The organism is Cytobacillus sp. C11.1 (genome assembly GCF_058145115.1).
In genome coordinates, this window is sequence record NZ_CM176935.1 from 1,074,883 (window position 1) to 1,097,498 (window position 22,616).

The window sequence follows — 22,616 nt, forward strand, 5'->3', positions numbered from 1 at the left end:
GAACACTATTGCATCATGAAGCTCCTATAGTAGAATTTTTAGGATTGAATTTTAACTTATCTAATGTACTGATGATTACAGTGGCAAGTGCTGTTGTATTCATTATTGCTTTGCTTTCCACCCGTCAGCTTGCCATGAAACCAGCGGGAATGCAAAACTTTTTCGAATGGATTATGGACTTTGTTAAGAATATCATTAACAGCACGATGGACTGGAAAACAGGCGGAAGATTCCATATTCTTGGATTAACCCTGATCATGTATATCTTTGTATCAAACATGCTCGGACTTCCGTTTGCGATCACTTATGATCACACTTTATGGTGGAAATCGCCAACAGCCGATCCGGTTATCACCTTAACTTTAGCGGCTATGGTTGTGGGGCTATCGCATTACTATGGCGTCAAGCTAAAAGGAGTAGGAGAATACGGCCGGGAATTCTTCAGGCCAATGCCTTTCTTGTTCCCATTGAAAATCATTGAAGAGTTTGCAAACACTCTAACACTGGGACTTCGTCTTTACGGTAATATCTACGCAGGTGAAATCCTGCTGACATTGCTTGTCGGAGGACTTGCACATGCAGGGGTAGGCGGTATGCTTGCAGCAATCCTGCCAACAATTGTATGGCAAGGATTCTCAATCTTTGTCGGATCTATCCAGGCATTCATTTTCTGTATGTTAACAATGGTTTATATGGCACACAAAGTGAGCCATGACCATTAATATATACCTGTTCATTTTATGGACAAAACATTTTAAACAAATAATTTTTTATACAATTTAAGGAGGAACTCAATAATGGGTCTTTTAGCAGCAGCAATTGCAATCGGTTTAGCAGCACTAGGTGCCGGTATCGGTAACGGTCTTATCGTATCTAAAACAGTAGAAGGTATGGCTCGCCAGCCAGAAGCTCGCGGTATGCTTCAAACAACAATGTTCATCGGGGTTGCGTTAGTAGAGGCTGTTCCGATCATCGGCGTTGTTATCGCGTTCATGGTTATCGGCGGTTAATTAATACTGTAAAAATCGTACAAAATGGCGAAGATCATTCTGTGAACCTTCGCCATTCCTTTATGTTTTTTTACCTGGAATCATAATTCGGATTCATGCATATGACTCCGTTTCATAAGTGAACGACTCTTGAAGGGAGTGAATCGAGGGTGTTAACAAACAGTCTAGTATTAGGTGCTGCAGGCGGCGGTTTCAACGGCGGGGACATTTTGTACCAGCTGGTTATGTTCATCATTTTGTTGGCATTGCTGAAAAAATTCGCGTGGGGTCCATTAATGGGCATTATGCAGCAGCGTGAAGAGCACATTGCAAGCGAAATTGAAGCGGCTGAACAAAGCCGTACAGAAGCAAAAAAGCTTTTGGAAGAGCAAAGAAATCTATTAAAAGAAGCACGTACAGAAGCACAAGGCCTTATCGAAAATGCAAAGAAACAAGGCGATGTGCAGCGTGAGGAGATCATTGCGGCTGCCCGCACTGAATCTGATCGCATTAAGGAATCTGCTAAGCTTGAAATTGAGCAGCAGAAAGAACAAGCGGTTGCGGCTATTCGCGAGCAGGTCGCTTCATTGTCTGTCCTAATTGCTTCTAAAGTAATTGAGAAGGAATTAAGCGCAGCTGATCAAGAAAAGCTGATCAATGAATACATTCAAGAGGCGGGAGAAAAGCGATGAGCAACTCCACGGTAGCAAAGCGCTACGCGTTGGCTCTTTTCCAGCTTGCGAATGAACACCAGCTTCTTGACCAAATGGAAGAAGAGCTTCGTGCAGTGAAAGAAGTAGTAAACCATAACTCAGATTTAAAAGCAGTATTAAAGTCTCCAAAGCTTCCTATTGAGAAGAAGAAAGAGATTTTAAAAGGTGCATTTGCATCTGTGAACACTTATGTACTAAATACGTTAATGATATTAATTGAACGCCACCGTGAAGATCATATCTCTGATGTGGCAGATCATTTTATAAGCCTTGCAAATGACAAGAAAGGGATTGCCGATGCGAAAGTCTACTCGGTTCGCCCTTTATCTGAAGCGGAAAAGGAAGCATTATCCGTTTCATTTGCGGCTAAGGTTGGGAAAAAATCACTTCGTATTGACAATATAGTTGATACTAACTTGCTCGGCGGCATCAAGCTTCGAATCGGAAACCGGATTTTCGACGGCAGCTTGCGAGGAAAGCTAGAGCGTCTTGAACGTCAATTGTTAGGCTAAGATTCGTAGATAGGGGTGAAACTCATGAGCATCAATGCTGAAGAAATCAGTGCGCTGATAAAAAAGCAAATCGAAAACTATCAGTCGGAAATTCAAGTGAGTGATGTAGGTACGGTTATCTCTGTTGGTGACGGTATCGCTCGTGCTCATGGCCTCGACAATGTCATGGCTGGAGAACTTGTTGAATTTTCAAACGGCGTTATGGGTATGGCACAAAACCTTGAAGAAAATAACGTCGGTATTATCATTTTAGGACCATTTACAGAGATCCGCGAAGGCGATGAAGTTCGCCGCACGGGCCGCATCATGGAGGTACCGGTTGGTGAGGAACTAATCGGCCGCGTGGTAAACCCTCTTGGACAGCCAGTAGATGGCATGGGACCAATTAACACAACAAAAACTCGTCCAATTGAAAGCCCGGCACCAGGTGTAATGGATCGTAAATCCGTACACGAGCCGCTTCAAACAGGTATCAAGGCGATCGACGCTCTTGTGCCAATCGGACGCGGACAGCGTGAGTTAATTATCGGTGACCGTCAAACAGGTAAAACATCTGTAGCAATCGATACAATCCTGAACCAGAAAGACCAGAACATGGTATGTATCTATGTGGCAATTGGACAGAAAGAATCTACAGTTCGTAACGCAGTAGAAACTTTACGTAAGCAAGGTGCGCTTGATTACACAATCGTTGTAACTGCATCTGCATCACAGCCTGCTCCATTATTATATCTTGCACCATATGCGGGTGTAACAATGGGTGAAGAGTTCATGTACAACGGCAAGCACGTTCTTGTTGTGTATGATGACTTAACAAAGCAAGCTTCTGCTTACCGTGAGCTTTCATTGCTATTGCGCCGTCCTCCAGGCCGTGAAGCATATCCAGGGGACGTATTCTACTTGCACAGCCGTCTTCTTGAGCGTGCTGCGAAGTTAAGCGATGCGAAAGGTGCAGGTTCAATCACTGCGCTTCCATTTATTGAAACACAAGCAGGCGACGTTTCTGCTTATATTCCAACAAACGTTATCTCAATCACTGACGGACAAATTTTCTTGCAGTCAGATCTATTCTTCTCCGGTGTTCGTCCGGCGATCAATGCAGGTCTTTCTGTATCACGTGTAGGTGGATCCGCACAAATCAAAGCGATGAAAAAGGTTGCAGGTACTTTGCGTCTTGACCTTGCTTCTTACCGTGAATTAGAATCATTTGCCCAGTTCGGTTCTGACCTTGATAAAGCAACACAGGCAAAACTTAACCGTGGTGCCCGTACAGTAGAGGTTCTAAAGCAGGATCTTAACAAGCCGTTAAAAGTTGAGAAGCAGGTTGCAATTCTTTATGCTCTTACCCGCGGCTTCTTAGATGACATTCCTGTACAGGATATTCGTCGTTTCGAATCTGAATTCCTTTCATGGTTAGACCATAACCGCAAAGATTTGTTAGACCATATCGTGAAAACAAAAGAACTTCCTTCTGATGACGATATGGCATCTGCGATTAACGACTTTAAGAAAACTTTCGCAGTATCCGAATAATAGAGCAGTTAAGGGCGGGGAGTGAATCCCCGCTGCAGCTCGCATTCGGTTCTGACAAACTTGTATAAGGGTGGTGAGAACCTGTGGCATCATTACGCGATATAAAAAATCGTATTACTTCTACGAAAAAAACGAGTCAAATAACAAAAGCAATGCAAATGGTATCGGCTGCGAAAATGAATAAGGCAGAAATGAATGCAAAATCTTTCGTGCCTTATATGGAAAAAATCCAGGAAGTTACTGCCTCCATCGCTTTGGGAAGCAAGGATGTATCCCATCCGATGCTGACTAGCCGTCCTGTGAAAAAGACTGGATACCTTGTGATCACGTCTGACCGCGGACTAGCCGGAGCTTACAACAGTAACGTTTTGCGAAACGTTTACCAGACCATTCAAAAGCGCCATAAATCATCAGATGAGTACGGAATCATTGCAATTGGACGTGTTGGCCGCGACTTTTTCAGAAAGCGCAACATGAACGTCATTCTGGATATCGTTGCAGTTGCCGACCAGCCTGCATTCGCTGAAATCAAAGATATTACCAGCAAAACAGTTGGCATGTTCGCTGATGAAACATTTGATGAATTATACATGTATTACAGCCATTATGTCAGCGCGATTCAACAGGATGTAACAGAGAAGAAGCTTCTTCCGCTTACGGATATCTCATCTTCTAATAAGCTTACATCATACGAGTTTGAACCATCTGCTGAAGAAATCCTGAAAGTATTGCTGCCTCAATACGCTGAAAGCTTAATCTACGGAGCGCTTTTAGACAGTAAGGCAAGTGAGCATGCTGCCAGGATGACGGCTATGCAGAACGCAACGGATAATGCAAAAGAGCTTATCAACTCATTAAGCTTGAGCTACAACCGTGCACGTCAGGCAGCCATCACGCAAGAAATTACCGAAATCGTCGGCGGAGCAGCCGCGTTAGAATAAGGAAAAGCGGAAGCGCCTTGGTCCTAAGGAACGCAGACTAAAACCGCCACGTCCTGTGGCAACGTCTGCATGACCCGCATCGTGCGGGCCTCATGCATAAGCCGAGCCCTGCAGGAAGGTGTTCTTTCCTTCCGGAAGGGATTGGCTTATGACCTCGAGGGGCTAGGCGCTGGAGCTGGACAAAAGAAAAGCGGGGAGGGCAGATGAAATTCTGCCTGCTCTCCATTATGTGAAATGAACGGAGGGAAAAAGATGAACAAAGGACGCGTTCTTCAAGTTATGGGTCCGGTTGTTGACGTAAAGTTCGAAAGCGGCCAGCTTCCTGAGATCTATAATGCATTGACAATCACAAATTCAGCGCGTAACGAATCTAATGTTGACATCAACTTAACCCTTGAAGTTGCCCTTCATTTAGGTGATGATACAGTTCGTACCATTGCAATGTCTTCTACTGACGGCTTAATGCGCGGAAGTGAAGTTATTGACACTGGTGCTCCTATTTCTGTACCAGTAGGTGATGTAACACTTGGCCGTGTATTTAACGTGCTTGGTGAATCAATCGACTTGGATCCTGCAATTCCTGCAGATGCCCGTCGTGATTCCATCCACAGAGAAGCTCCTAAGTTTGAGCAGCTTTCAACTGAAGTAGAAATCCTTGAAACTGGAATTAAGGTAGTAGACCTTCTTGCACCATATATTAAGGGTGGTAAAATCGGTCTATTCGGTGGTGCCGGCGTTGGTAAAACCGTACTAATCCAGGAATTGATCAATAACATCGCCCAGGAGCACGGCGGTATTTCCGTATTCGCCGGTGTTGGTGAGCGTACTCGTGAAGGAAACGACCTTTATCATGAAATGACTGATTCAGGCGTTATTAAGAAAACAGCGATGGTATTTGGCCAGATGAACGAGCCGCCAGGAGCACGTATGCGTGTTGCCCTGACTGGTTTGACAATGGCAGAATTCTTCCGTGATGACCAAGGACAGGACGTTCTTTTCTTCATGGATAACATCTTCCGTTTCACTCAGGCAGGTTCCGAGGTTTCCGCGCTATTAGGCCGTATGCCATCTGCCGTTGGTTACCAGCCGACACTTGCAACTGAAATGGGTAAATTACAGGAACGTATCACATCTACTAACGTAGGTTCTGTTACTTCCATCCAGGCGATTTACGTACCAGCCGATGACTACACTGACCCGGCTCCGGCTACAACTTTCGCTCACTTGGATGCAACAACTAACCTTGAGCGTAAGCTTTCTGAAATGGGTATCTACCCAGCGGTGGATCCTCTTGCTTCTACTTCCCGTGCATTGTCACCGGAAATCGTTGGAGAAGAGCACTACGGAGTTGCGCGTCAAGTACAGCAAACATTACAGCGTTACAGGGAATTACAGGATATCATCGCGATCCTTGGTATGGACGAGCTTTCTGATGAAGATAAGCTAATTGTATCACGTGCGCGCCGTATCCAATTCTTCTTATCACAAAACTTCCACGTTGCTGAACAGTTTACTGGCCAGCCAGGTTCATACGTACCGGTTAAAGAAACAGTTAAAGGCTTTAAAGAAATTCTTGAAGGTAAGTATGATCACCTTCCGGAAGATGCATTCCGACTTGTCGGCCGTATCGAAGAAGTTATCGAGAGTGCAAAGAAAATGGGCGTAGAGGTCTAATTCTGGACCAGGAGGGTAAAAAATGAAGACGATTAAAGTCAGTGTTGTTACTCCCGATGGCCCGGTGTATGAATCAGATGTGGAAATGGTAAGTACGAAAGCTCAAAGCGGTGAGCTAGGAATTCTACCTGGCCACATTCCAATGGTTGCACCGTTACAAATTGGAGCCGTTCGTTTAAAAAACGGCGGAAAAACAGATTTCGTTGCAGTAAGCGGCGGATTTTTAGAAGTTCGTCCGGAGCAAGTAACGATCTTGGCGCAATCTGCTGAACAAGCAGATGAAATTGATGTAGAACGTGCTGTACGTGCTAAACAGCGTGCAGAAGAGCGCTTGAACGAGCAAAAGCGTGAAAACATCGACTTCCGTCGTGCAGAGCTAGCTCTTCGCCGTGCGATCAATCGTATCGAAGTTTCGGAAAGAAAGTTCTAATAAACATAAACAGCACCTCCTGGCTATGGCTGGGGGGTGTTTTTTATTTTTAGCAATAATTACCAGGGGTATTTCTGTAAAAAACTGCCCAAAAAGTACACAAAACATTCGAATTCTTTTATATACGCCTTTACAATAGAAGAGAGGAATCCTATTAAGATTTCTTTCTTTTTAACAGATCGATGTATTTTTATTTTAGGCTTTTTTCGTAAGACTTGTTGCTTTCATAGTAATAATAATTTACTAAGTTGATTGTAGCGGAGGGAACTTGACTCCTTCGGGAAGAGAGTGAGTGGGGGACCCCACAGGCGGAAAGCCGAGGAGCTCTAATTCCTCCCCGTGGAAAGCAAGTGCCCGGAGCGGAAATCAACAGGCAGCACGACTAGTTGAAAACAACAATTTATGCGAAAAGAGCCCCATTATATGAAAAGGAGGAGCCGCAATGCTAGAGTTTGATACAAATATAGACCAATACGCTACGATAAAAGTCATCGGAGTCGGCGGCGGGGGAAATAACGCAGTTAACCGGATGATTGAACATGGGGTTGAGGGAGTAGAGTTTATCGCTGTAAATACAGACGGACAAGCTCTTAATCAATCAAAGGCAGAAGTGACCATGCAAATCGGGGCATCCTTAACTAGGGGCCTTGGAGCAGGGGCAAATCCAGAAGTAGGAAGAAAAGCGGCTGAGGAAAGCGAAAGCCAGCTTCGTGAAGTTTTAAAAGGTGCTGATATGGTATTCGTGACAGCTGGAATGGGCGGCGGTACGGGTACCGGGGCAGCCCCGGCAATCGCGCGGATCGCACGCGAAGTTGGTGCGTTAACGATTGGCGTTGTCACCCGTCCGTTCAAGTTTGAAGGACGCAAGCGTGCTCAAAATGCAGATGCTGGGATCGAAGCCATGAAAAAAGCGGTGGACACCTTAATTATTATTCCGAATGACCGTTTATTAGAAATTATCGATAAGAAAACACCTATGCTTGAAGCGTTCATGGAAGCTGATAATGTCCTGCGTCAGGGTGTTCAAGGGATATCCGATTTAATTGCAGTCCCTGGTTTGATTAATCTTGATTTTGCTGATGTTAAAACGGTTATGTCCCATAAAGGAACTGCTTTAATGGGAATTGGAATCGCCACTGGTGAAGACCGTGCAGCTGAAGCGGCCAGGAAGGCAATCTCCAGCCCGCTGCTTGAGACGTCCATTAATGGCGCCCGGGGTGTAATTATGAACATTACGGGAGGAGCCAATATAAGCCTATATGAAGTACAAGAGGCTGCTGATATTGTTGCTTCTGCTTCAGATGAGGAAGTAAACATGATCTTTGGTTCGGTCATTAACGATTACTTAAAAGAAGAAATCATTGTAACAGTAATAGCGACCGGTTTTAATAATCAAGATGATACACCAGCGAAGCCAATCTCAAAACCATCAGCGGAGAAAGAATTGGTGCATACATATCAATATTCAGAGGAACAAACCAACCACCGTCCAGTGAGAGAACGCCAAGAGCCCGTTCGGGATTATGAACAGCAGCCAAATCGTTCTGAAGAGTCACTTGATACTCCTGCATTTTTACGAAATCGCAGAAAACGGTTTTAATCATATTTGAAGAAGCCGCCCGGCAGAGCAGGGCGGCCTTTCTTTAGGTTCTGACGCATATATGGGTGAGTGAAAAGTGCTGGTTGATATGTTGGTGGTTGGGTGGTTGATAACCAGATAGGGGTGAAACCATGAATATATCAAGGTTCATTAAGAAAGGACAGGCTCCCGCCTGTCCTTTTGTTTATGAAGATGGTCATTTACTTCGTTTGATCATATAAAGTTAACTGATCGAGGTTTTTATGAACGCTCATTAGTTTTTTAAGCAGGCTCATAAATTTCTTTTTATCTTCAAATGGAGTCAGGTCGAGCTCCCTCTTTAACTCATTACTTTTCTTAACAAGATCTTCAATTTTTTGAATAACTGGGCAGTTGTTTTTAGTCATATGTATTCTCCTAATATAAGCTCTTGATTTAACTGTATCACGAAAAACAATTTCAAAGGAAACAGGCATGTTTCATTTATATTAAAAACGAACTGGCTTTTTAACTAATTTAACTATTCTATTAAAAATGTCAGATTTTGTTGAAACTCCTTAAATTGCGTCATATATTATCAACATGTGGTTTGCAAAGACAAGGTGATAAGAAACCAGGGGGTGAAATCCTTGTCGACTGTTTTGTTTGGAACTGTGGAATACTATGAAAGAGAATTAACTTACTATTTTTCTAATATGGATATGAGCAATTCAATGAAGGAAGATGCAACAAAGAAGATATTTATCATGCTGGAAAAAGAAATCCTGAATGTTTTTATGTTCGACGAAACAATTCGGATTAAATGTATTCATAACCTTTTAAAAGCATTTAGCAAGGTGTCAGAAAAGAGTTTTGTAACGTCTTAGTGGAAATTTTAACAGGAAATAGATCTGGTATGAACTTAACGAAGAGGCCCTCGCTTGAGAGAGGCCTCTTTGTTTTACTGCTATTTAGTTTAGGATCGTGATCTTAACATCTTTTCTTCCCCACTGCATAGCTGCTTCTGTCGTTGGGATGAACACGTCAATTTCATTTCCTTTAATTCCTCCGCCAATATCTTCGGCAGTCGCATATCCGTAGCCTTCTACATACACTTTTGATCCTAGTGGAATAACCTTTGGATCAACTGCAATGACTTTTGCATCCGGGTTCTCTAGTAAATTTACACCTGTCTTCGTTATGCCGATACATCCTTCACAGCTTGCCGTATAGGCTGTTGCTGTAACAGTAAGTGTTTTTGATTTTTCAGCGGCAGGCTTAGTAGTAGCAGCTGCTTTTACGACTGTTTTTGAAGGTGCTGCAGGCTTAGCCTGCTTTGTTCCATTTCGATATATAATAAGCTCCAAGCCTGGTTTAATAAGATCTGATTTTAATTGATTCCATGCTTTAAGGCTATTAACATTAACACCGTATGTGTGGGCGATATTCCAAAGAGTATCACCAGATTTCACTATGTAAAATTCTTCAGGCGAAACTTCAAGTTTATCATTTGGGTGTATCAAATCTGTTGATAAGCCATTCCAACTTTTAATATCTTGAACTGAAACTTCATGTTTTTGCGCTATAGACCAAAGAGTATCTCCCTTATTCACAATTACTTCTTCTGCATGTGCACTGGCACCTGTTGCACTCCAGATGGTTATTGCCGCTAGCATATAATACAAATACTTTTTCATCGAATAACCTCCTAATAGCTTGTTTTACGGTTTCTATGCTAACACAGAAGATTCTGAGAAAAAGAACAGGGAAGTTATAAATAAATTACGTACATTTCATTAAGATAACGAGAAAATGTCTAATTAAATGAATATTCAGAATAAATAATCGCAATGGATTAGGTTATTTACAATAATAGTCATAACGTTACCTTTTAATGGGTTAATTGGGTAAAATTTAAAGTTACATGTTATGTTGAGGAATTAATTGGAAGGTTTTGGTTGAGCGGACTTTCTTGGTTCTTTGAACCTTGTTGGAACGGGAGGTTGTTCATAAATTTTAAAAGTGGTGCCTAAATTTGGAAACTTGATCCATAAAAATGAAAAGTGATGCAGAAAATCATGAAATTGGTTCATAAATTTCAAAAGTTGCACATAAAGGTGCGATTGGAGGAGATTTAAGAGGTAATGGAGCTTAGATTACGTGAATTTACTTTAATTAGTAGTTTTTTGGTGGGATTTTAAGAACATTTATAACATATTTAAAAATATTCACCCCTTCGGGATTTGCGGTTTATATTTTTGGGAGAAATGAGGAAGTATAAAGAGGTTGGCAGTGATATCAATGGTTATGAAGGGATGAAGTTTTGTGAAGAATTTTCGTTTTTTACTAAGTGATCAGTTTCAGGCTAATGAGATAGCGGAGGATTTACAGGTTCAGCTGGAGATTAATCGTTTTAATAATGTGAAGGTCACAGCGGTTGAGCAGAGAAATGAGGTTCTTGTTCAGGTGCCTGAAGCGAATGGTTCGCTGGAAGAAGCGGTGGAGAGTTTTATGAGGAATTATCAGGATGGGGAGGTTTTGGAGTAGAGGAGGAAGGGCGATCCTTCGATAGTTGGGTGTAGGGACAGTGACAATAAGTTCGGTTTTAAGTTAAAAAGAATAACTTCGTTATTATTAGATAGATGCAAAAAAGGAGAGTGGCTAAGTAAATCACTCTCCTTTTTTGTATTGCTGCATCAAATTACTTTGGTTTTTTTCTACTATATAAGATCCCTGATAGTTTTCAAGTGCTTTAGATAAATTACTACATCTTGTATATGTGCCTTGGCTCGGTATAACGGATAATTGTGGAAAGTGCTTTGCCTGATGAACCGACAAGCGTACCAGCAGAGTCTCTTACTTCCATATCAAAGTCATTGCAGCAAATGCCCAGGTAATTCGAACGGTAAGGCTGACTGTTCTTTTATCTACTGTTACGTCTTTGTGAGGCTATGCCTGCGTGAGCAGCGCCAAAGCCGATTGTCTCTTACCTTCGGTCTTTTATCCGATAGACATTTGATCATTTAGGATGGGTTATAAAAAGTGGGGCGGGTGTTACATTTCTCACTGACAGAGGTTGTTTTTTGTTTTTTAATGGTAGGTGGAAAGGCTCTTTTGTGAAAGTTAAATAGAATTTGATGGATATTGTGGTGGTGCATACTCATATATTTTATTGATGAATGCAGGCAAGCTATGTTTGTTAGGCACGTCATCTTCCGCTCCGCTCCAGATCACGTGCACTTTAGTTGGTTTTTGTTTCTCAGTTTGGAGAGGGTTCGCTTTTGCGTCATCTCCTGATGTGTTTCGATGGTGTTTTTTCAGGGAGATCACGCAATCGCTCAGGGGAGGGGGGACGTGTCGACAACGGAGTTTCTGCTTTTGGAAATTCTCTCTCTGCGAGCCGCTGGCGCGTCTCTGGATTCAGCAGGCTGAATCCCCGCAGAACAAAGCTTTTTCCGCTTTTTGAGAGCGAGCTCTCAAACGCTGCAAAATCTTTGTTCGGCGGCCGAGAGAATTTCCAATAATAGTATGAGGTTGTGTCGACACGTGGGTTTTAGGGTGCTATAATGGTTACGGTTACATGTTTAAATGTTGTGAAAATTTTTCGGCATTGGAGGGGATGGGCATGGAGCTTTGGAATTTATATCAAAATAACTATTTGATAGTTTTTGTGTTTCTGTGTCTTGGGGTTTTGCTGCCTGTTGTGGCGTTGTTTATAGGGAAGCTTTTGCGGCCTTATAATCCTTATGATGCAAAGTACACCATTTATGAGAGCGGAAATGAGCCATTTCATGATTCTAGGGTGCGGTTCAATGTCCGCTATTATATTTTTGCCCTTTTGTTTGTTATTTTTGATGTGGAAACTGTGTTTTTATATCCATGGGCAGTGGCGTATGAGAAGCTTGGTATTTTTGCACTAATTGAGATGTTGATTTTTGTGTTTATGCTTGTAATTGGGCTTGTATATGCTTGGAAGAAGAAGGTGCTAAAATGGATTTAAAAATGGAAAACATCCCAGAAGCGGAAATGGAAGAGATTAAACGGACAGTGTTTTTTTCTACATTTGAACAAATAAAGGCTTGGGCGCGGAGTAACTCATTATGGCCAATGACCTTCGGGCTTGCTTGTTGTGCCATCGAAATGATGCAGGCGAGTAATGCTCATTATGATTTGGAGCGTTTCGGTACATTCTATCGTAACTCGCCCCGCCAATCAGATGTCATGATTGTTTCGGGAACTGTTACGAAGAAGATGGCGCCGATTCTTCGCCGTCTTTATGATCAAATGCCGGAGCCAAAATGGGTTATCGCTATGGGTTCCTGTGCGACAGCCGGCGGACCATATGTAAAGTCCTATTCAGTTGTAAAGGGCGTCGATCAGATTGTTCCTGTTGATGTATACATACCAGGCTGCCCTCCGAATCCGGCAGCTTTGATCTATGGAATTAATAAATTGAGGGAGAAAATCCGTTACGAGGCTAAGACTGGGAAGAAGGTGATCTAACCTATGAGCGGCGAGAAGGATCTTGAACAGCAGAAAAAAGAGGCAGCCGCGAAAGCAAAGGCCGCCGCACTGGCAAAAATGAAGGCAAAACAGCAGGGAGAAGCGAAGGAAGAGACTCCTGCAGAGGATATGGATCTGGCAAAGCAAAAGGCAGCAGCTGCAGCAAAAGCAAAGGCCGCCGCACTGGCAAAGCAGAAAGCCAAGGAGCAGGAAGAGGCGAAAGAAGAGTCTCCTGCGGAGGATATGGATCTGGCAAAGCAAAAAGCAGCAGCCGCAGCGAAAGCGAAGGCCGCCGCACTGGCAAAGCAGAAAGCCAAGGAGCAGGGAGAGGCGAAAGAAGAGACTCCTGCAGAGGATATGGATTTAGCAAAACAAAAGGCAGCAGCTGCAGCAAAAGCGAAAGCCGCGGCGAAGGCCAAGGCCGCTGCGCAGGCGAAGCAAGCGGGCGAAGCCGGTAATGGTGATGATGAAAAGGCGAAAGCAATCGCAGCAGCAAAAGCCAAGGCGGCCGCCGCAGCGAAGGCGAAAGCAGGCGGAGCTGGTGGAGATGACGAAAAAGCGAAAGCGATCGCAGCCGCGAAAGCCAAAGCGGCCGCTGCAGCTAAGGCGAAATTAGCAGCAGGCGGAGCTGGCGGTGATGATGAAAAGGCGAAGGCAATTGCAGCAGCAAAGGCAAAGGCTGCCGCAGCAGCTGCTGCGAAAGCAAAAGCTGCTGGAGGAAAAGCTCCTGCTGAGCCTGCCGAGGAGAAGAAGCCATCCATCAATCAGCCATATCTTGATAAGTATGTAAAAGTAATTAATGAAAATCTCGGTTCAGATGTATTGGAAGATTACTATATTAACAATCTTTCCAAGGACGTCCCGACATTAATTGTCAAAGCAGAATCGTATTACAAATTGGCTGAATTCCTTAAATATAATGAACAGCTTGGGTTTGATTACTTATCAGAGCTGCATGGCACTGACTATGAAACATATATGGAAGTATATGTTCACTTGTTCTCATTCAAAAATACCCAATCTGTTGCTTTAAAAGTAAAGATTGATCGTGATGAACCAACAATCGATTCATTGCAGCCGCTTTGGGAAGGGGCAAATTGGCCTGAATGCGAAGCGTATGACTTGTTAGGGATTAAATTTAAAAATCATCCTAACCTGCACCGCATCATGCTTGGCGAAGAATGGGTTGGTTATCCGCTAAGGAAAGACTATGAACCGTATGATGTGGAGGTGTAACCATTGTTGCGAACAGAAGAAATGCTTTTGAACGTAGGGCCTCAGCATCCTAGTACGCACGGTGTTTTTCGTCTCGTCTTAAAAATTGATGGGGAAATCATTAAAGAAGCAAAGCCGGTCATTGGCTACCTTCATCGCGGAACAGAAAAGCTGGCAGAAGACCTTCAATATACTCAAATCATTCCTTACACAGACCGCATGGACTATGTATCGGCCATGACGAATAACTATGTGCTATGCCACGCAGTGGAAACAATGATGGATATTAAAGTTCCGGAAAGAGCGGATTACTTACGAGTCATTGCCATGGAGCTCGGCCGTGTAGCGAGCCATCTGGTTTGGTGGGGTACATACTTGCTTGACCTTGGGGCAACCAGTCCGCTCCTTTACGCTTTCCGTGAAAGGGAAATGATTATTAACATGCTTAATGAACTTTCAGGTGCACGTTTGACCTTCAACTATATGCGTGTTGGTGGAGTCAAATGGGATGCTCCGGAAGGATGGATTGAGAAGGTAGCAGAGTTTATTCCATATATGCGCGAGCAATTGAAAGGCTACCATACTCTTGTTACAGGAAATGAAATCTTCTTGAATCGTGTAAAAGGCATTGGGAAATACACGAAGGAAGATGCCATTAATTATTCTCTTAGCGGAGCAAACCTGCGCTGTACCGGCGTAAAGTGGGATCTTCGCAAAAATGAGCCTTACTCCATTTATGATCGCTTCGATTTTGATGTTCCTGTCCAGGATGGCGGTGACGCATGGGCGCGCTACCAGGTTCGCCTGGCTGAAATCGAGGAGTCATTGAAAATTTTAGAGCAGGCTTGCGAACAGTTCCCGGCTGAAGGCGATATCCTTGCAAAAGTGCCGAAAATCATTAAGGCGCCTAAAGGGGAAGCTTTTGTAAGAATTGAGTCTCCTCGGGGAGAAATAGGCTGTTATATTGCAAGTGATGGGAAGAAAGAGCCGTATCGACTGAAATTTAGAAGGCCATCATTTTATAATCTTCAAATTCTCCCAAAATTATTGGAGGGAGAAAGCATAGCAAACTTAATTTCCATACTAGGAGCGGTTGATATTATCCTAGGGGAGGTGGATGGCTAATGGTAGAGGAATTATTGCATTCCCAGGCAGGAATATTTAACTTTGGGGTCTTCTTTTTACTGGCGGTTGTTCTGCTTTTAGTCGTTTTAGGTTTCGTTACGTATGCCATATTGGCAGAACGTAAAGTAATGGGTTTTATGCAGCTTCGCCAGGGTCCTAACCAGGTTGGCGGACGCTGGGGTCTATTGCAGACTGTCGCAGACGTTTTGAAGCTTTTAGTAAAAGAGGATACAATTCCAAAGCTTGCTGATAAGCCATTATTTATTATTGCACCTGTAATCGGCTTTGCTCCGGCCTTTATGGTTATGGCAACCATCCCGTTTACAGATAAGCTGCAATTTGCAGATCTTAGTGTTGGGCTGCTTTATTACATTGCCATCTCAGGGTTGACTACGATTGGAATGGTGACTGGCGGATGGGCATCCAATAACAAATACGCCCTTCTCGGTGGAATGCGTGCAGCAGCACAAATGATTTCCTATGAAATCCCGCTAGTCATGTCCGTGCTTGGAATCATTCTTTTAACCGGAAGCTTAAACCTGAATGAGATCGTCGCAGCTCAGGAAAATATATGGTTTATCCTGCTTCAGCCCGTTGCCTTCATTGTGTTCCTAATTGCGTCAGTTGCTGAGCTAAACCGTATCCCATTTGATCTTCCCGAGTCTGAAAATGAGCTGGTAGCCGGTTTCACGACAGAATATTCCGGGTTTCGCTGGGCAATGTTTATGCTTGCTGAATATGTATATATGTTTGCAATGGCATCTTTAACAACGGTTCTATTCCTTGGCGGATGGCTTCCGTTATTCTCATTCCTGGACTTCATACCAGGAGCAATATGGTTTGCGCTAAAGTTTACTGCAGTAATCTTTTTGTTAATCTGGTTCCGCAGTACGTTCCCGCGTATTCGCGCAGACCAGTTAATGGAGTTTGGATGGAAAGTGCTGCTGCCGGTAGCGCTGGCCAATATTTTCTTAACGGCTATTATCAAGGAGATTATTAATCTGTTCTAAAAAACACAATTTTAGCAGGAAGACATTTTAGTTCAGATCCACACTGAAAGAAGTTCACTTTAATTGTAAGGGGTGAAAACATGCTTGGATTAGCGAAAGGTTTAAAGTATACCCTTAAAAACTTAACAAGAGAAAAGCCGACTTATGAATATCCGCATGAACCGCTTCCTCTGCCGGACAGGTTTCGGGGCATACAAAAATTTTATCCGGAAAAATGCATCGTTTGTAATCAGTGTGCAAACATTTGCCCGACAGATTGTATTCAATTAACCGGAAAAAAACACCCGGATCCAGCCAAAAAAGGCAAAATTATTGATACGTATGATATCAACTTTGAAATCTGTATCCTTTGCGATTTGTGCACAGAGGTTTGTCCAACAGAAGCGATTATTATGACAAATAACTTCGAATTATCGGAGTATAGCCGCGATGAGCTGTTTAAAAACCTCGAATGGCTGGATGAAAATGACGAGAACATACGGAAGGTGAATAAAGCATGACGTTTTCAGGTGAGTTTTTAGCGTTTATGTCCCTTGCTCTAGTAGCGGTCATCGGCGGCGTGCTTTTATTGAACCTTACCAAAGTCGTGCATATGGTTATTGCGCTTGTTTTTACCTTCGTGAGTATTGCTGGAATTTATGTGCTGCTGTCTGCTGAATTCGTTGCTGCAGTCCAGATTCTGATTTATTCCGGTGCGATTACCATTATCATGCTATTTGGAATCATGCTGACACGCCATAATGACACTAGCGAGCCTCAAACTGGCCGCTGGCGGAAATTATTATTGTTTCTGGGTGTACTGGGCTTTGCCTTTGCAGTTTACATCGGCATTTATAATCTTGATATTGCCCAAACCCCAACTGACCTTCATGTAAATAATACAGAACAAATTGGGATAGAGCTTTACTCAAAATTCATCATTCCTTTTGAAGTAACATCTGTTTTATTATTGGTAGCTTTGATTGGATCGATTGTTCTGGCAAAAAGAGATGATGAGAAGGAGGCGGAGGAGGAATGAGTGCAGTTCCCATTCAAGCCTACCTGGCATTGGCTTTAATTCTTTTCTGTATCGGTCTTTATGGAGCGCTGACAAAACGCAATACAGTCATTGTCCTGATTTCTATCGAATTAATGCTGAATGCGGTAAATATTAATCTTGTAGCTTTTAGCAAGTATGGCATTGCGCCTTCTATTACTGGGCAGATTTTCGCGCTGTTTGTCATAACGGTTGCGGCAGCAGAAGTCGCAGTTGGTTTAGCGATTCTGATTTCGCTATACCGCAACAGGCAAACCGTCAACATTGATGATATCGATACGATGAAGCATTAATCAGTGGACTTTGTGAGAAATGTCGTCTATAGCGGCTAAAAATATAGAAGAATCGGCTCGATGCCTTCTTAAAGGCTGAGCCTGAAAGGACCTGTTCACTTCGGGTCCCAATCTGACACGCCGGCAACTCGGACTGCCAAGCTTTAGAGCGTGTTCAAAAAAGGGGATTGTGATAATGATGGAGAATGCATGGATCATACCGCTTTTCCCGCTTTTATCGTTTTTGTTCCTTATTCTATTCGGCAAACGGCTTAAGGAAGCGAGCGCTTATATTGGAATTTTGTCAACCTTGGCGTCGCTTGTATACTCGTTATTGGTGCTTTTTGAACGATTTACAGCACCTACTTACAAGGCGGAGGGCGTTTGGCTGACCATAGGGGATGTTCAGTTAACAGCGGGTTTTGAAGTTAATCAGTTGAATGCACTGATGCTTGTGATCGTGTCACTCGTCAGTTTCTTGGTACATACGTATTCGAAGGGCTATATGAACGGCGATGACCGTTTCCCTGTTTTCTATGCTTATTTAGGCTTATTTACATTTGCGATGCTAGGCTTGGTCATCTCGCCTAACCTTCTGCAAACGTATTTCTTCTGGGAGCTTGTCGGGCTTGGTTCATTCTTGCTGATCGGTTTCTATTTTTACAAAGAAGAAGCAAAGGCAGCCGCCAAAAAGGCCTTTATTATGACACGTATTGGCGATGTCGGCCTTCTGATTGGAATGATTCTATTATTCTGGCAGGTAGGCAGCTTCGAATATGATGAAATTTTTGCGGCTGTTGAAGCTGGTTCCATTTCAGCCACAATGATTACGTTAACAGCCATTCTAATTTTTATAGGAGCTGTCGGAAAATCCGGCCAGTTCCCGCTTCACACCTGGCTTCCGGACGCGATGGAAGGTCCTACGCCAGTTTCAGCTTTAATCCATGCTGCGACAATGGTAGCGGCAGGTGTTTACTTGGTTGCAGCTTTATTCCCGCTTTTCGCTGCAAGTGAAACAGCGTTGATGACTGTTGCTGTCATTGGTGCTTTTACAGCCATTTTTGCGGCAAGCATCGGATTGGTTCAGAAAGATATTAAGCGGGTACTCGCTTATTCAACCGTCAGCCAGCTTGGTTATATGATGCTGGCACTTGGATCTGCCGGATATGTAGCTGGTGTATTCCACTTAATGACACACGCTTTCTTCAAGGCCTTGCTATTCCTTGCAGCCGGCAGTGTCATTCACGCAGTTCATACGCAAAACATTGAAAATATGGGCGGCTTATGGAAAAGGCTCCGCATCACCGGGCCTCTTTTCCTGATCGGAACACTGGCAATCAGCGGTGTACCATTTTTTTCAGGGTTCTTCAGTAAAGATGAAATCTTAATTGCTGCCTGGGAGCACGGAAACACCGTATTGTTCTGGATGGCAGTGATTGCGGCTTTCTTCACAGCATTTTATATGTTCCGCCTGTTCTTCATGGTTTTCGCAGGCGAAGCGAGAAGCGAAATGAAAAATGTCCACGAGTCTCCAAGTGTGATGACCATGCCGATGGTTGTCCTCGGCGTATTGGCGGTAGTGGCAGGCTATGTTAATACTCCATGGTTTGGGACGTTCCTTGGCGATTGGCTTGTAGAAGGAAACCATTCTTTGGGCCATGGCCATATTGAAGGCCCGGCGTGGATCATGATTGTTGCGACAGTTGTGTCTCTGCTCGGTATTTTACTTGCTTGGCTTATGTACGGAAAGCGCTCCGTGTCCCGTGACTGGCTCACAAGCAGAGCACCGCTTACGTACAAGACATTGTATAACAAATACTATATCGATGAATTTTATCAGATGACAGCAGTGAATGGCGTGAAGTTCTTTAGCTCATTCCTTCGCTTCCTGGAAGTATTCTTTGTTGAGGGAATTGTGAAGGGTGTTGCGGGCATCATATCTGCGCTTGGCAAACTGGGCTCCAAATTCCAGAACGGCCAGATTCAGACATATGGAACGGTTGTCTTTGTCGGCCTTGCAATTTTAGTTGTCATCTATGCGGTAACAGGGGGGTACTTAAAATGAATTTTGCCTATTTCCTATCAGTTTTAGTTTTCTCCCCTTTGCTTGGTATTTTAGTATTATCGTTCCTGCCAAAGACACAGGAATCTTTAATTAAAATGGTCGGGTTTTTAGCAACCCTGCCAGCTTTGCTTTTGTCGCTGATCGCTTACTTTCAGTACCGGGCAGGTGCAAATCTTGAAAGCCTGAATGAAAAAGCAAGCTGGATTCAATTCGGCAATTCAGATCAGCTGGGAAACTTGTTCTCTATCGATTATGAGCTGGGACTCGACGGTTTCTCGCTGATCATGATCGTACTTACAGCTGTTTTATCAACCCTGGCAGCAATTGCCTCCATTCATATTAAAAAAGAGTGGAAGGGCTACTTCATGCTATTCCTGCTGCTTGAAGTCGGTATGCTGGGTGTGTTTGCAGCTGAAAACCTGATTCTATTCTTTATTTTCTTTGAAATTACACTTATTCCGACCTTCTTCCTGATCGGAAAATGGGGTTACTTTGAAAAAGAAAATGCGGCGTACAGCTTTTTAATCTATAACGGACTTGGATCTGCTGTACTACTGATTGTCATTATGGTGCTGTTTGCCCGTACAGGTACAGCCAATATTGATGCTTTGACGGCTGCAATGAATGCAGATAATCCGCAGCTGGTAGCCCCAATCACTGAAAATATGAAAATGGGCATGCTGATTGCTCTTTTAATTGCATTTGGCGTTAAGCTTCCAATTTTCCCGCTGCACAGCTGGATGGTACGGGTTCACGTACAAGCTCCGCCTTCCATTGTGATGCTGCATGCCGGTGTACTTCTTAAAATCGGTGCATTCGGTTTAATCCGCTTTGGTATGGGGATATTTCCCGAGCAATTCCAAAGCCTGGCAGTATTGCTGGCCGTGCTTGGAGTAGTGAATTTACTGTATGGTGCGTTCCTGGCGTTTGTTCAGACTGATTTCAAAATGGTGCTTGCTTACTCTTCTATTTCCCATATGGGAATCGTTTTAATCGGATTAGGCGCATTAAATGAGGCAGGAATTCAAGGTGCTATCTTCCAGGTAGTCTCACACGGCTTAATTGCAGCGCTCTTATTCTTCCTTGTTGGCGTGTTTTATGAGCGCGTGCAAACCTCCAATATCCAGAATCTTGGAGGCCTGGCAAAAGGGATGCCGATTACGGCAGGTTTCCTGCTTGCAGGAGCTATGGCTTCGCTTGGCTTGCCTGGCATGTCCGGATTTGTAAGTGAATTTATGGCTTTCCTTGGCCTGTTTAAAGAAATGCCTGTACTGGCTGCAGTCGGTACAATCGGCATTATCATGACAGCTGTCTACCTGCTTCGTGCAGTACTCGGAATTACGTATGGCAAAGCACATAGAGATTTTGCCGGTATTACCGATATGAGAAAATTTGAGTTTGTGCCTGTCCTGGTTTTAGTGGGCTTGATTGTACTAATTGGTGTATATCCTAGTGTACTGAGCGAACCGCTGACATCCACACTTGAAACGATAATGCTTGGGATAGGAGGGTGATGAAGGATGGATCTCGAAACATTGTTATCATTTGAATGGAGCATCATGGCGCCGGAGTTCATCATCCTTGGTGTTGCAACCGCTCTGTCACTTTTAGACTTGTTTATGCCAAAATCGCAAAGCCGTAAAATTCTCGGCTGGCTTGGCTTCGCCGGAATCCTGGCAGCGCTTGTTTCCTTGCTTGGCCTTTTAGGGCATGGTCCGGAATCGATTTTGTTTGATACTTTCAGGCTTGATTCCTTTGCAAAAGCGTTTAAGCTGCTTTTATTAATAGGAGCGGCATTGGTGATGCTGATTGCGATCAGCTATGAGCCAAACGATGGGCTCGAAGAATTCAGGGGAGAATTTTTCTACCTGTTCATGGCAGGTTTGCTTGGCGCCATGATCATGTCATCAAGCGGCGACTTGATCACGCTCTTCGTCGGTCTCGAGCTTCTTTCAATCTCTTCCTACATTCTTGCAGGCATGAGAAAAAGAAATATCCAATCAAACGAATCTGCTATGAAATATGTTATTAACGGAAGTATGGCAACAGCGATCACGCTGTTTGGGATGAGTTATGTATATGGTTTAACTGGGACAACAAACTTAAAGGCGATGGCTGGATTTTTGACATCTGTATATGATGAACAGCATATTTACCTTCTCGGCCTTGCGTTCTTCATGATTGTTGTGGGACTTTCATTTAAATTGGCAACAGCCCCATTCCATATGTGGGCTCCGGATGTGTACCAGGGTGCACCAACACCTGTAACAGCCTTTTTAAGTGTTGTTTCCAAAACAGCAGGCTTTGTCCTGATTGTACGGATTCTGTTTTCAATCTTTGCCAATACGCCATCAGGTGATGCTCAAGGGATGCCCATGATCCTAAATCTGCAGGATTATATCGCGTTCCTGGCAGGAGCGACCATGATTATTGGTAATCTGATTGCATTAAGGCAGCGTAATATTAAGCGATTATTTGCTTATTCAAGTATTGCACAGGCCGGCTACTTGCTAGTCGTTATTGCCACTATGTCACTGTTTATGTTTGACACACTGTGGTTCTACCTGGGAGCGTACTTATTTATGAATCTGGGTGCTTTTGCGGTTATCCAGTATGTAACACACAAATCCGGCTCTGAAGATATCAGCCAGTTTGCCGGCTTATATCGCCGCGCTCCGTTCCTCGCCATTGCAATGGCCATCTTCCTGCTTTCGCTGGCGGGAATTCCGGGAACGGCAGGATTTATTGGCAAGCTGAACATTTTTATGGGTGCATTGGTTCCGCAAGAGGGCCATTATGTGCTGGTTTCCATTATGATTGCCACTACAGTCGTTTCGTACTTCTACTACTTCGGGGTGATGGTGCAAATGTTCTTCAGGCCTGCAGCTGATACCGGGAAAGTTAAGCTTCCTGCCGCTTTAACTGCTGTGATCAGCATTAGCATTGTGGCTACCATCCTGTTTGGAGTTGCACCAAACATTGCATTTGACTTTCTGCAGGGGAATTTCAACCAGTTCACTGATTTCTTTCAGTAATTAGC

24 protein-coding genes are annotated in these 22,616 nt (G+C 43.7%); 22 read left to right on the forward strand and 2 right to left on the reverse strand.

Features of this window, described 5'->3' with window-relative positions:
- Positions 1-8 precede the first annotated feature (8 nt).
- From atpB to ftsZ, 9 genes are all read left to right on the forward strand, one after another.
- The gene (atpB, locus tag AC3ZVC_RS05460; protein ID WP_214725829.1) at positions 9-722 is read left to right on the forward strand and encodes a F0F1 ATP synthase subunit A; all 714 of its coding nucleotides are present in this window, start codon (positions 9-11) and stop codon (positions 720-722) included.
- A 75-nt stretch (positions 723-797) separates the two neighbouring features.
- A complete protein-coding gene (atpE, locus tag AC3ZVC_RS05465) occupies positions 798-1,010 on the forward strand; it encodes a F0F1 ATP synthase subunit C (protein ID WP_009332220.1) in 213 nt (70 codons plus the stop codon).
- A gap of 149 nt (positions 1,011-1,159) precedes the next feature.
- Positions 1,160-1,681, forward strand: a complete 522-nt coding sequence (locus tag AC3ZVC_RS05470; protein WP_490066860.1) for a F0F1 ATP synthase subunit B — start codon at positions 1,160-1,162, stop codon at positions 1,679-1,681.
- Positions 1,678-2,214 carry a F0F1 ATP synthase subunit delta gene (locus tag AC3ZVC_RS05475; RefSeq protein ID WP_394138557.1) on the forward strand — a complete coding sequence of 179 codons (537 nt, stop codon included), beginning with the start codon at positions 1,678-1,680 and terminating at the stop codon, positions 2,212-2,214. The genes AC3ZVC_RS05470 and AC3ZVC_RS05475 overlap by 4 nt, the downstream gene beginning before the upstream one ends.
- 24 nt (positions 2,215-2,238) lie before the next feature.
- Positions 2,239-3,747 carry a F0F1 ATP synthase subunit alpha gene (gene atpA / locus AC3ZVC_RS05480; RefSeq protein WP_144544402.1) on the forward strand — a complete coding sequence of 503 codons (1,509 nt, stop codon included), beginning with the start codon at positions 2,239-2,241 and terminating at the stop codon, positions 3,745-3,747.
- 83 nt (positions 3,748-3,830) lie between these two features.
- Positions 3,831-4,688, forward strand: coding sequence for a F0F1 ATP synthase subunit gamma (locus AC3ZVC_RS05485; RefSeq protein WP_490066862.1), 858 nt, complete (start codon positions 3,831-3,833; stop codon positions 4,686-4,688).
- Between the two features lie 252 nt (positions 4,689-4,940).
- Complete coding sequence (gene atpD, locus AC3ZVC_RS05490; RefSeq protein WP_490066864.1) at positions 4,941-6,362, forward strand: F0F1 ATP synthase subunit beta; 1,422 nt, start codon at positions 4,941-4,943, stop codon at positions 6,360-6,362.
- 22 nt (positions 6,363-6,384) lie between these two features.
- On the forward strand, positions 6,385-6,792 hold the full coding sequence (locus tag AC3ZVC_RS05495) for a F0F1 ATP synthase subunit epsilon (protein ID WP_110063735.1): 408 nt from the start codon (positions 6,385-6,387) through the stop codon (positions 6,790-6,792).
- Between the two features lie 442 nt (positions 6,793-7,234).
- Positions 7,235-8,392, forward strand: coding sequence for a cell division protein FtsZ (gene ftsZ, locus AC3ZVC_RS05500; RefSeq protein WP_490066866.1), 1,158 nt, complete (start codon positions 7,235-7,237; stop codon positions 8,390-8,392).
- A gap of 200 nt (positions 8,393-8,592) precedes the next feature.
- Here ftsZ and AC3ZVC_RS05505 read toward each other — a convergent pair whose 3' ends face one another.
- Positions 8,593-8,778: a hypothetical protein gene (locus tag AC3ZVC_RS05505; protein WP_214725822.1), complete on the reverse strand. Its 186-nt coding sequence runs from the start codon at positions 8,776-8,778 to the stop codon at positions 8,593-8,595.
- A gap of 222 nt (positions 8,779-9,000) precedes the next feature.
- Here AC3ZVC_RS05505 and AC3ZVC_RS05510 point away from each other — a divergent pair, with 222 nt between their 5' ends.
- A complete protein-coding gene (locus AC3ZVC_RS05510; RefSeq protein ID WP_490066868.1) occupies positions 9,001-9,237 on the forward strand; it encodes a hypothetical protein in 237 nt (78 codons plus the stop codon).
- Positions 9,238-9,321: 84 nt separating this feature from the next.
- Here the strand turns inward: AC3ZVC_RS05510 and AC3ZVC_RS05515 are convergent, their stop codons facing one another.
- Complete coding sequence (locus AC3ZVC_RS05515; RefSeq protein WP_490066871.1) at positions 9,322-10,047, reverse strand: 3D domain-containing protein; 726 nt, start codon at positions 10,045-10,047, stop codon at positions 9,322-9,324.
- 628 nt (positions 10,048-10,675) lie between these two features.
- Between AC3ZVC_RS05515 and AC3ZVC_RS05520 the strand changes: the two genes are divergently transcribed.
- The 12 genes from AC3ZVC_RS05520 (at position 10,676) to nuoN (ending at position 22,611) form a co-directional block, all read left to right on the forward strand.
- A complete protein-coding gene (locus AC3ZVC_RS05520; protein WP_490066873.1) occupies positions 10,676-10,897 on the forward strand; it encodes a hypothetical protein in 222 nt (73 codons plus the stop codon).
- Positions 10,898-11,975: 1,078 nt separating this feature from the next.
- Positions 11,976-12,350, forward strand: coding sequence for an NADH-quinone oxidoreductase subunit A (locus AC3ZVC_RS05525; protein ID WP_214728015.1), 375 nt, complete (start codon positions 11,976-11,978; stop codon positions 12,348-12,350).
- Positions 12,341-12,853 carry a NuoB/complex I 20 kDa subunit family protein gene (locus AC3ZVC_RS05530; protein WP_110063743.1) on the forward strand — a complete coding sequence of 171 codons (513 nt, stop codon included), beginning with the start codon at positions 12,341-12,343 and terminating at the stop codon, positions 12,851-12,853. The genes AC3ZVC_RS05525 and AC3ZVC_RS05530 overlap by 10 nt, the downstream gene beginning before the upstream one ends.
- 3 nt (positions 12,854-12,856) lie before the next feature.
- On the forward strand, positions 12,857-14,089 hold the full coding sequence (locus AC3ZVC_RS05535) for an NADH-quinone oxidoreductase subunit C (protein ID WP_490066876.1): 1,233 nt from the start codon (positions 12,857-12,859) through the stop codon (positions 14,087-14,089).
- Positions 14,090-14,092: 3 nt separating this feature from the next.
- Positions 14,093-15,193 (forward strand): NADH-quinone oxidoreductase subunit D, encoded by a 1,101-nt coding sequence (locus AC3ZVC_RS05540; RefSeq protein WP_490066878.1) that lies wholly within the window; start codon positions 14,093-14,095, stop codon positions 15,191-15,193.
- Positions 15,193-16,203 carry an NADH-quinone oxidoreductase subunit NuoH gene (gene nuoH / locus AC3ZVC_RS05545; RefSeq protein ID WP_490066880.1) on the forward strand — a complete coding sequence of 337 codons (1,011 nt, stop codon included), beginning with the start codon at positions 15,193-15,195 and terminating at the stop codon, positions 16,201-16,203. The genes AC3ZVC_RS05540 and nuoH overlap by 1 nt, the downstream gene beginning before the upstream one ends.
- 80 nt (positions 16,204-16,283) lie before the next feature.
- Positions 16,284-16,703, forward strand: a complete 420-nt coding sequence (gene nuoI / locus AC3ZVC_RS05550; protein ID WP_110063747.1) for an NADH-quinone oxidoreductase subunit NuoI — start codon at positions 16,284-16,286, stop codon at positions 16,701-16,703.
- Positions 16,700-17,221: an NADH-quinone oxidoreductase subunit J gene (locus AC3ZVC_RS05555; RefSeq protein WP_490066883.1), complete on the forward strand. Its 522-nt coding sequence runs from the start codon at positions 16,700-16,702 to the stop codon at positions 17,219-17,221. Before nuoI ends, AC3ZVC_RS05555 begins: the two co-directional genes overlap by 4 nt.
- Positions 17,218-17,532 carry an NADH-quinone oxidoreductase subunit NuoK gene (gene nuoK / locus AC3ZVC_RS05560; protein ID WP_490066885.1) on the forward strand — a complete coding sequence of 105 codons (315 nt, stop codon included), beginning with the start codon at positions 17,218-17,220 and terminating at the stop codon, positions 17,530-17,532. The genes AC3ZVC_RS05555 and nuoK overlap by 4 nt, the downstream gene beginning before the upstream one ends.
- 175 nt (positions 17,533-17,707) lie before the next feature.
- The gene (nuoL, locus tag AC3ZVC_RS05565; RefSeq protein ID WP_490066887.1) at positions 17,708-19,576 is read left to right on the forward strand and encodes an NADH-quinone oxidoreductase subunit L; all 1,869 of its coding nucleotides are present in this window, start codon (positions 17,708-17,710) and stop codon (positions 19,574-19,576) included.
- The gene (locus AC3ZVC_RS05570; RefSeq protein ID WP_490066889.1) at positions 19,573-21,090 is read left to right on the forward strand and encodes an NADH-quinone oxidoreductase subunit M; all 1,518 of its coding nucleotides are present in this window, start codon (positions 19,573-19,575) and stop codon (positions 21,088-21,090) included. The genes nuoL and AC3ZVC_RS05570 overlap by 4 nt, the downstream gene beginning before the upstream one ends.
- Before the next feature lie 6 nt (positions 21,091-21,096).
- Complete coding sequence (nuoN, locus tag AC3ZVC_RS05575) at positions 21,097-22,611, forward strand: NADH-quinone oxidoreductase subunit NuoN (protein ID WP_490066891.1); 1,515 nt, start codon at positions 21,097-21,099, stop codon at positions 22,609-22,611.
- The last annotated feature ends 5 nt before the right edge of the window (positions 22,612-22,616 follow it).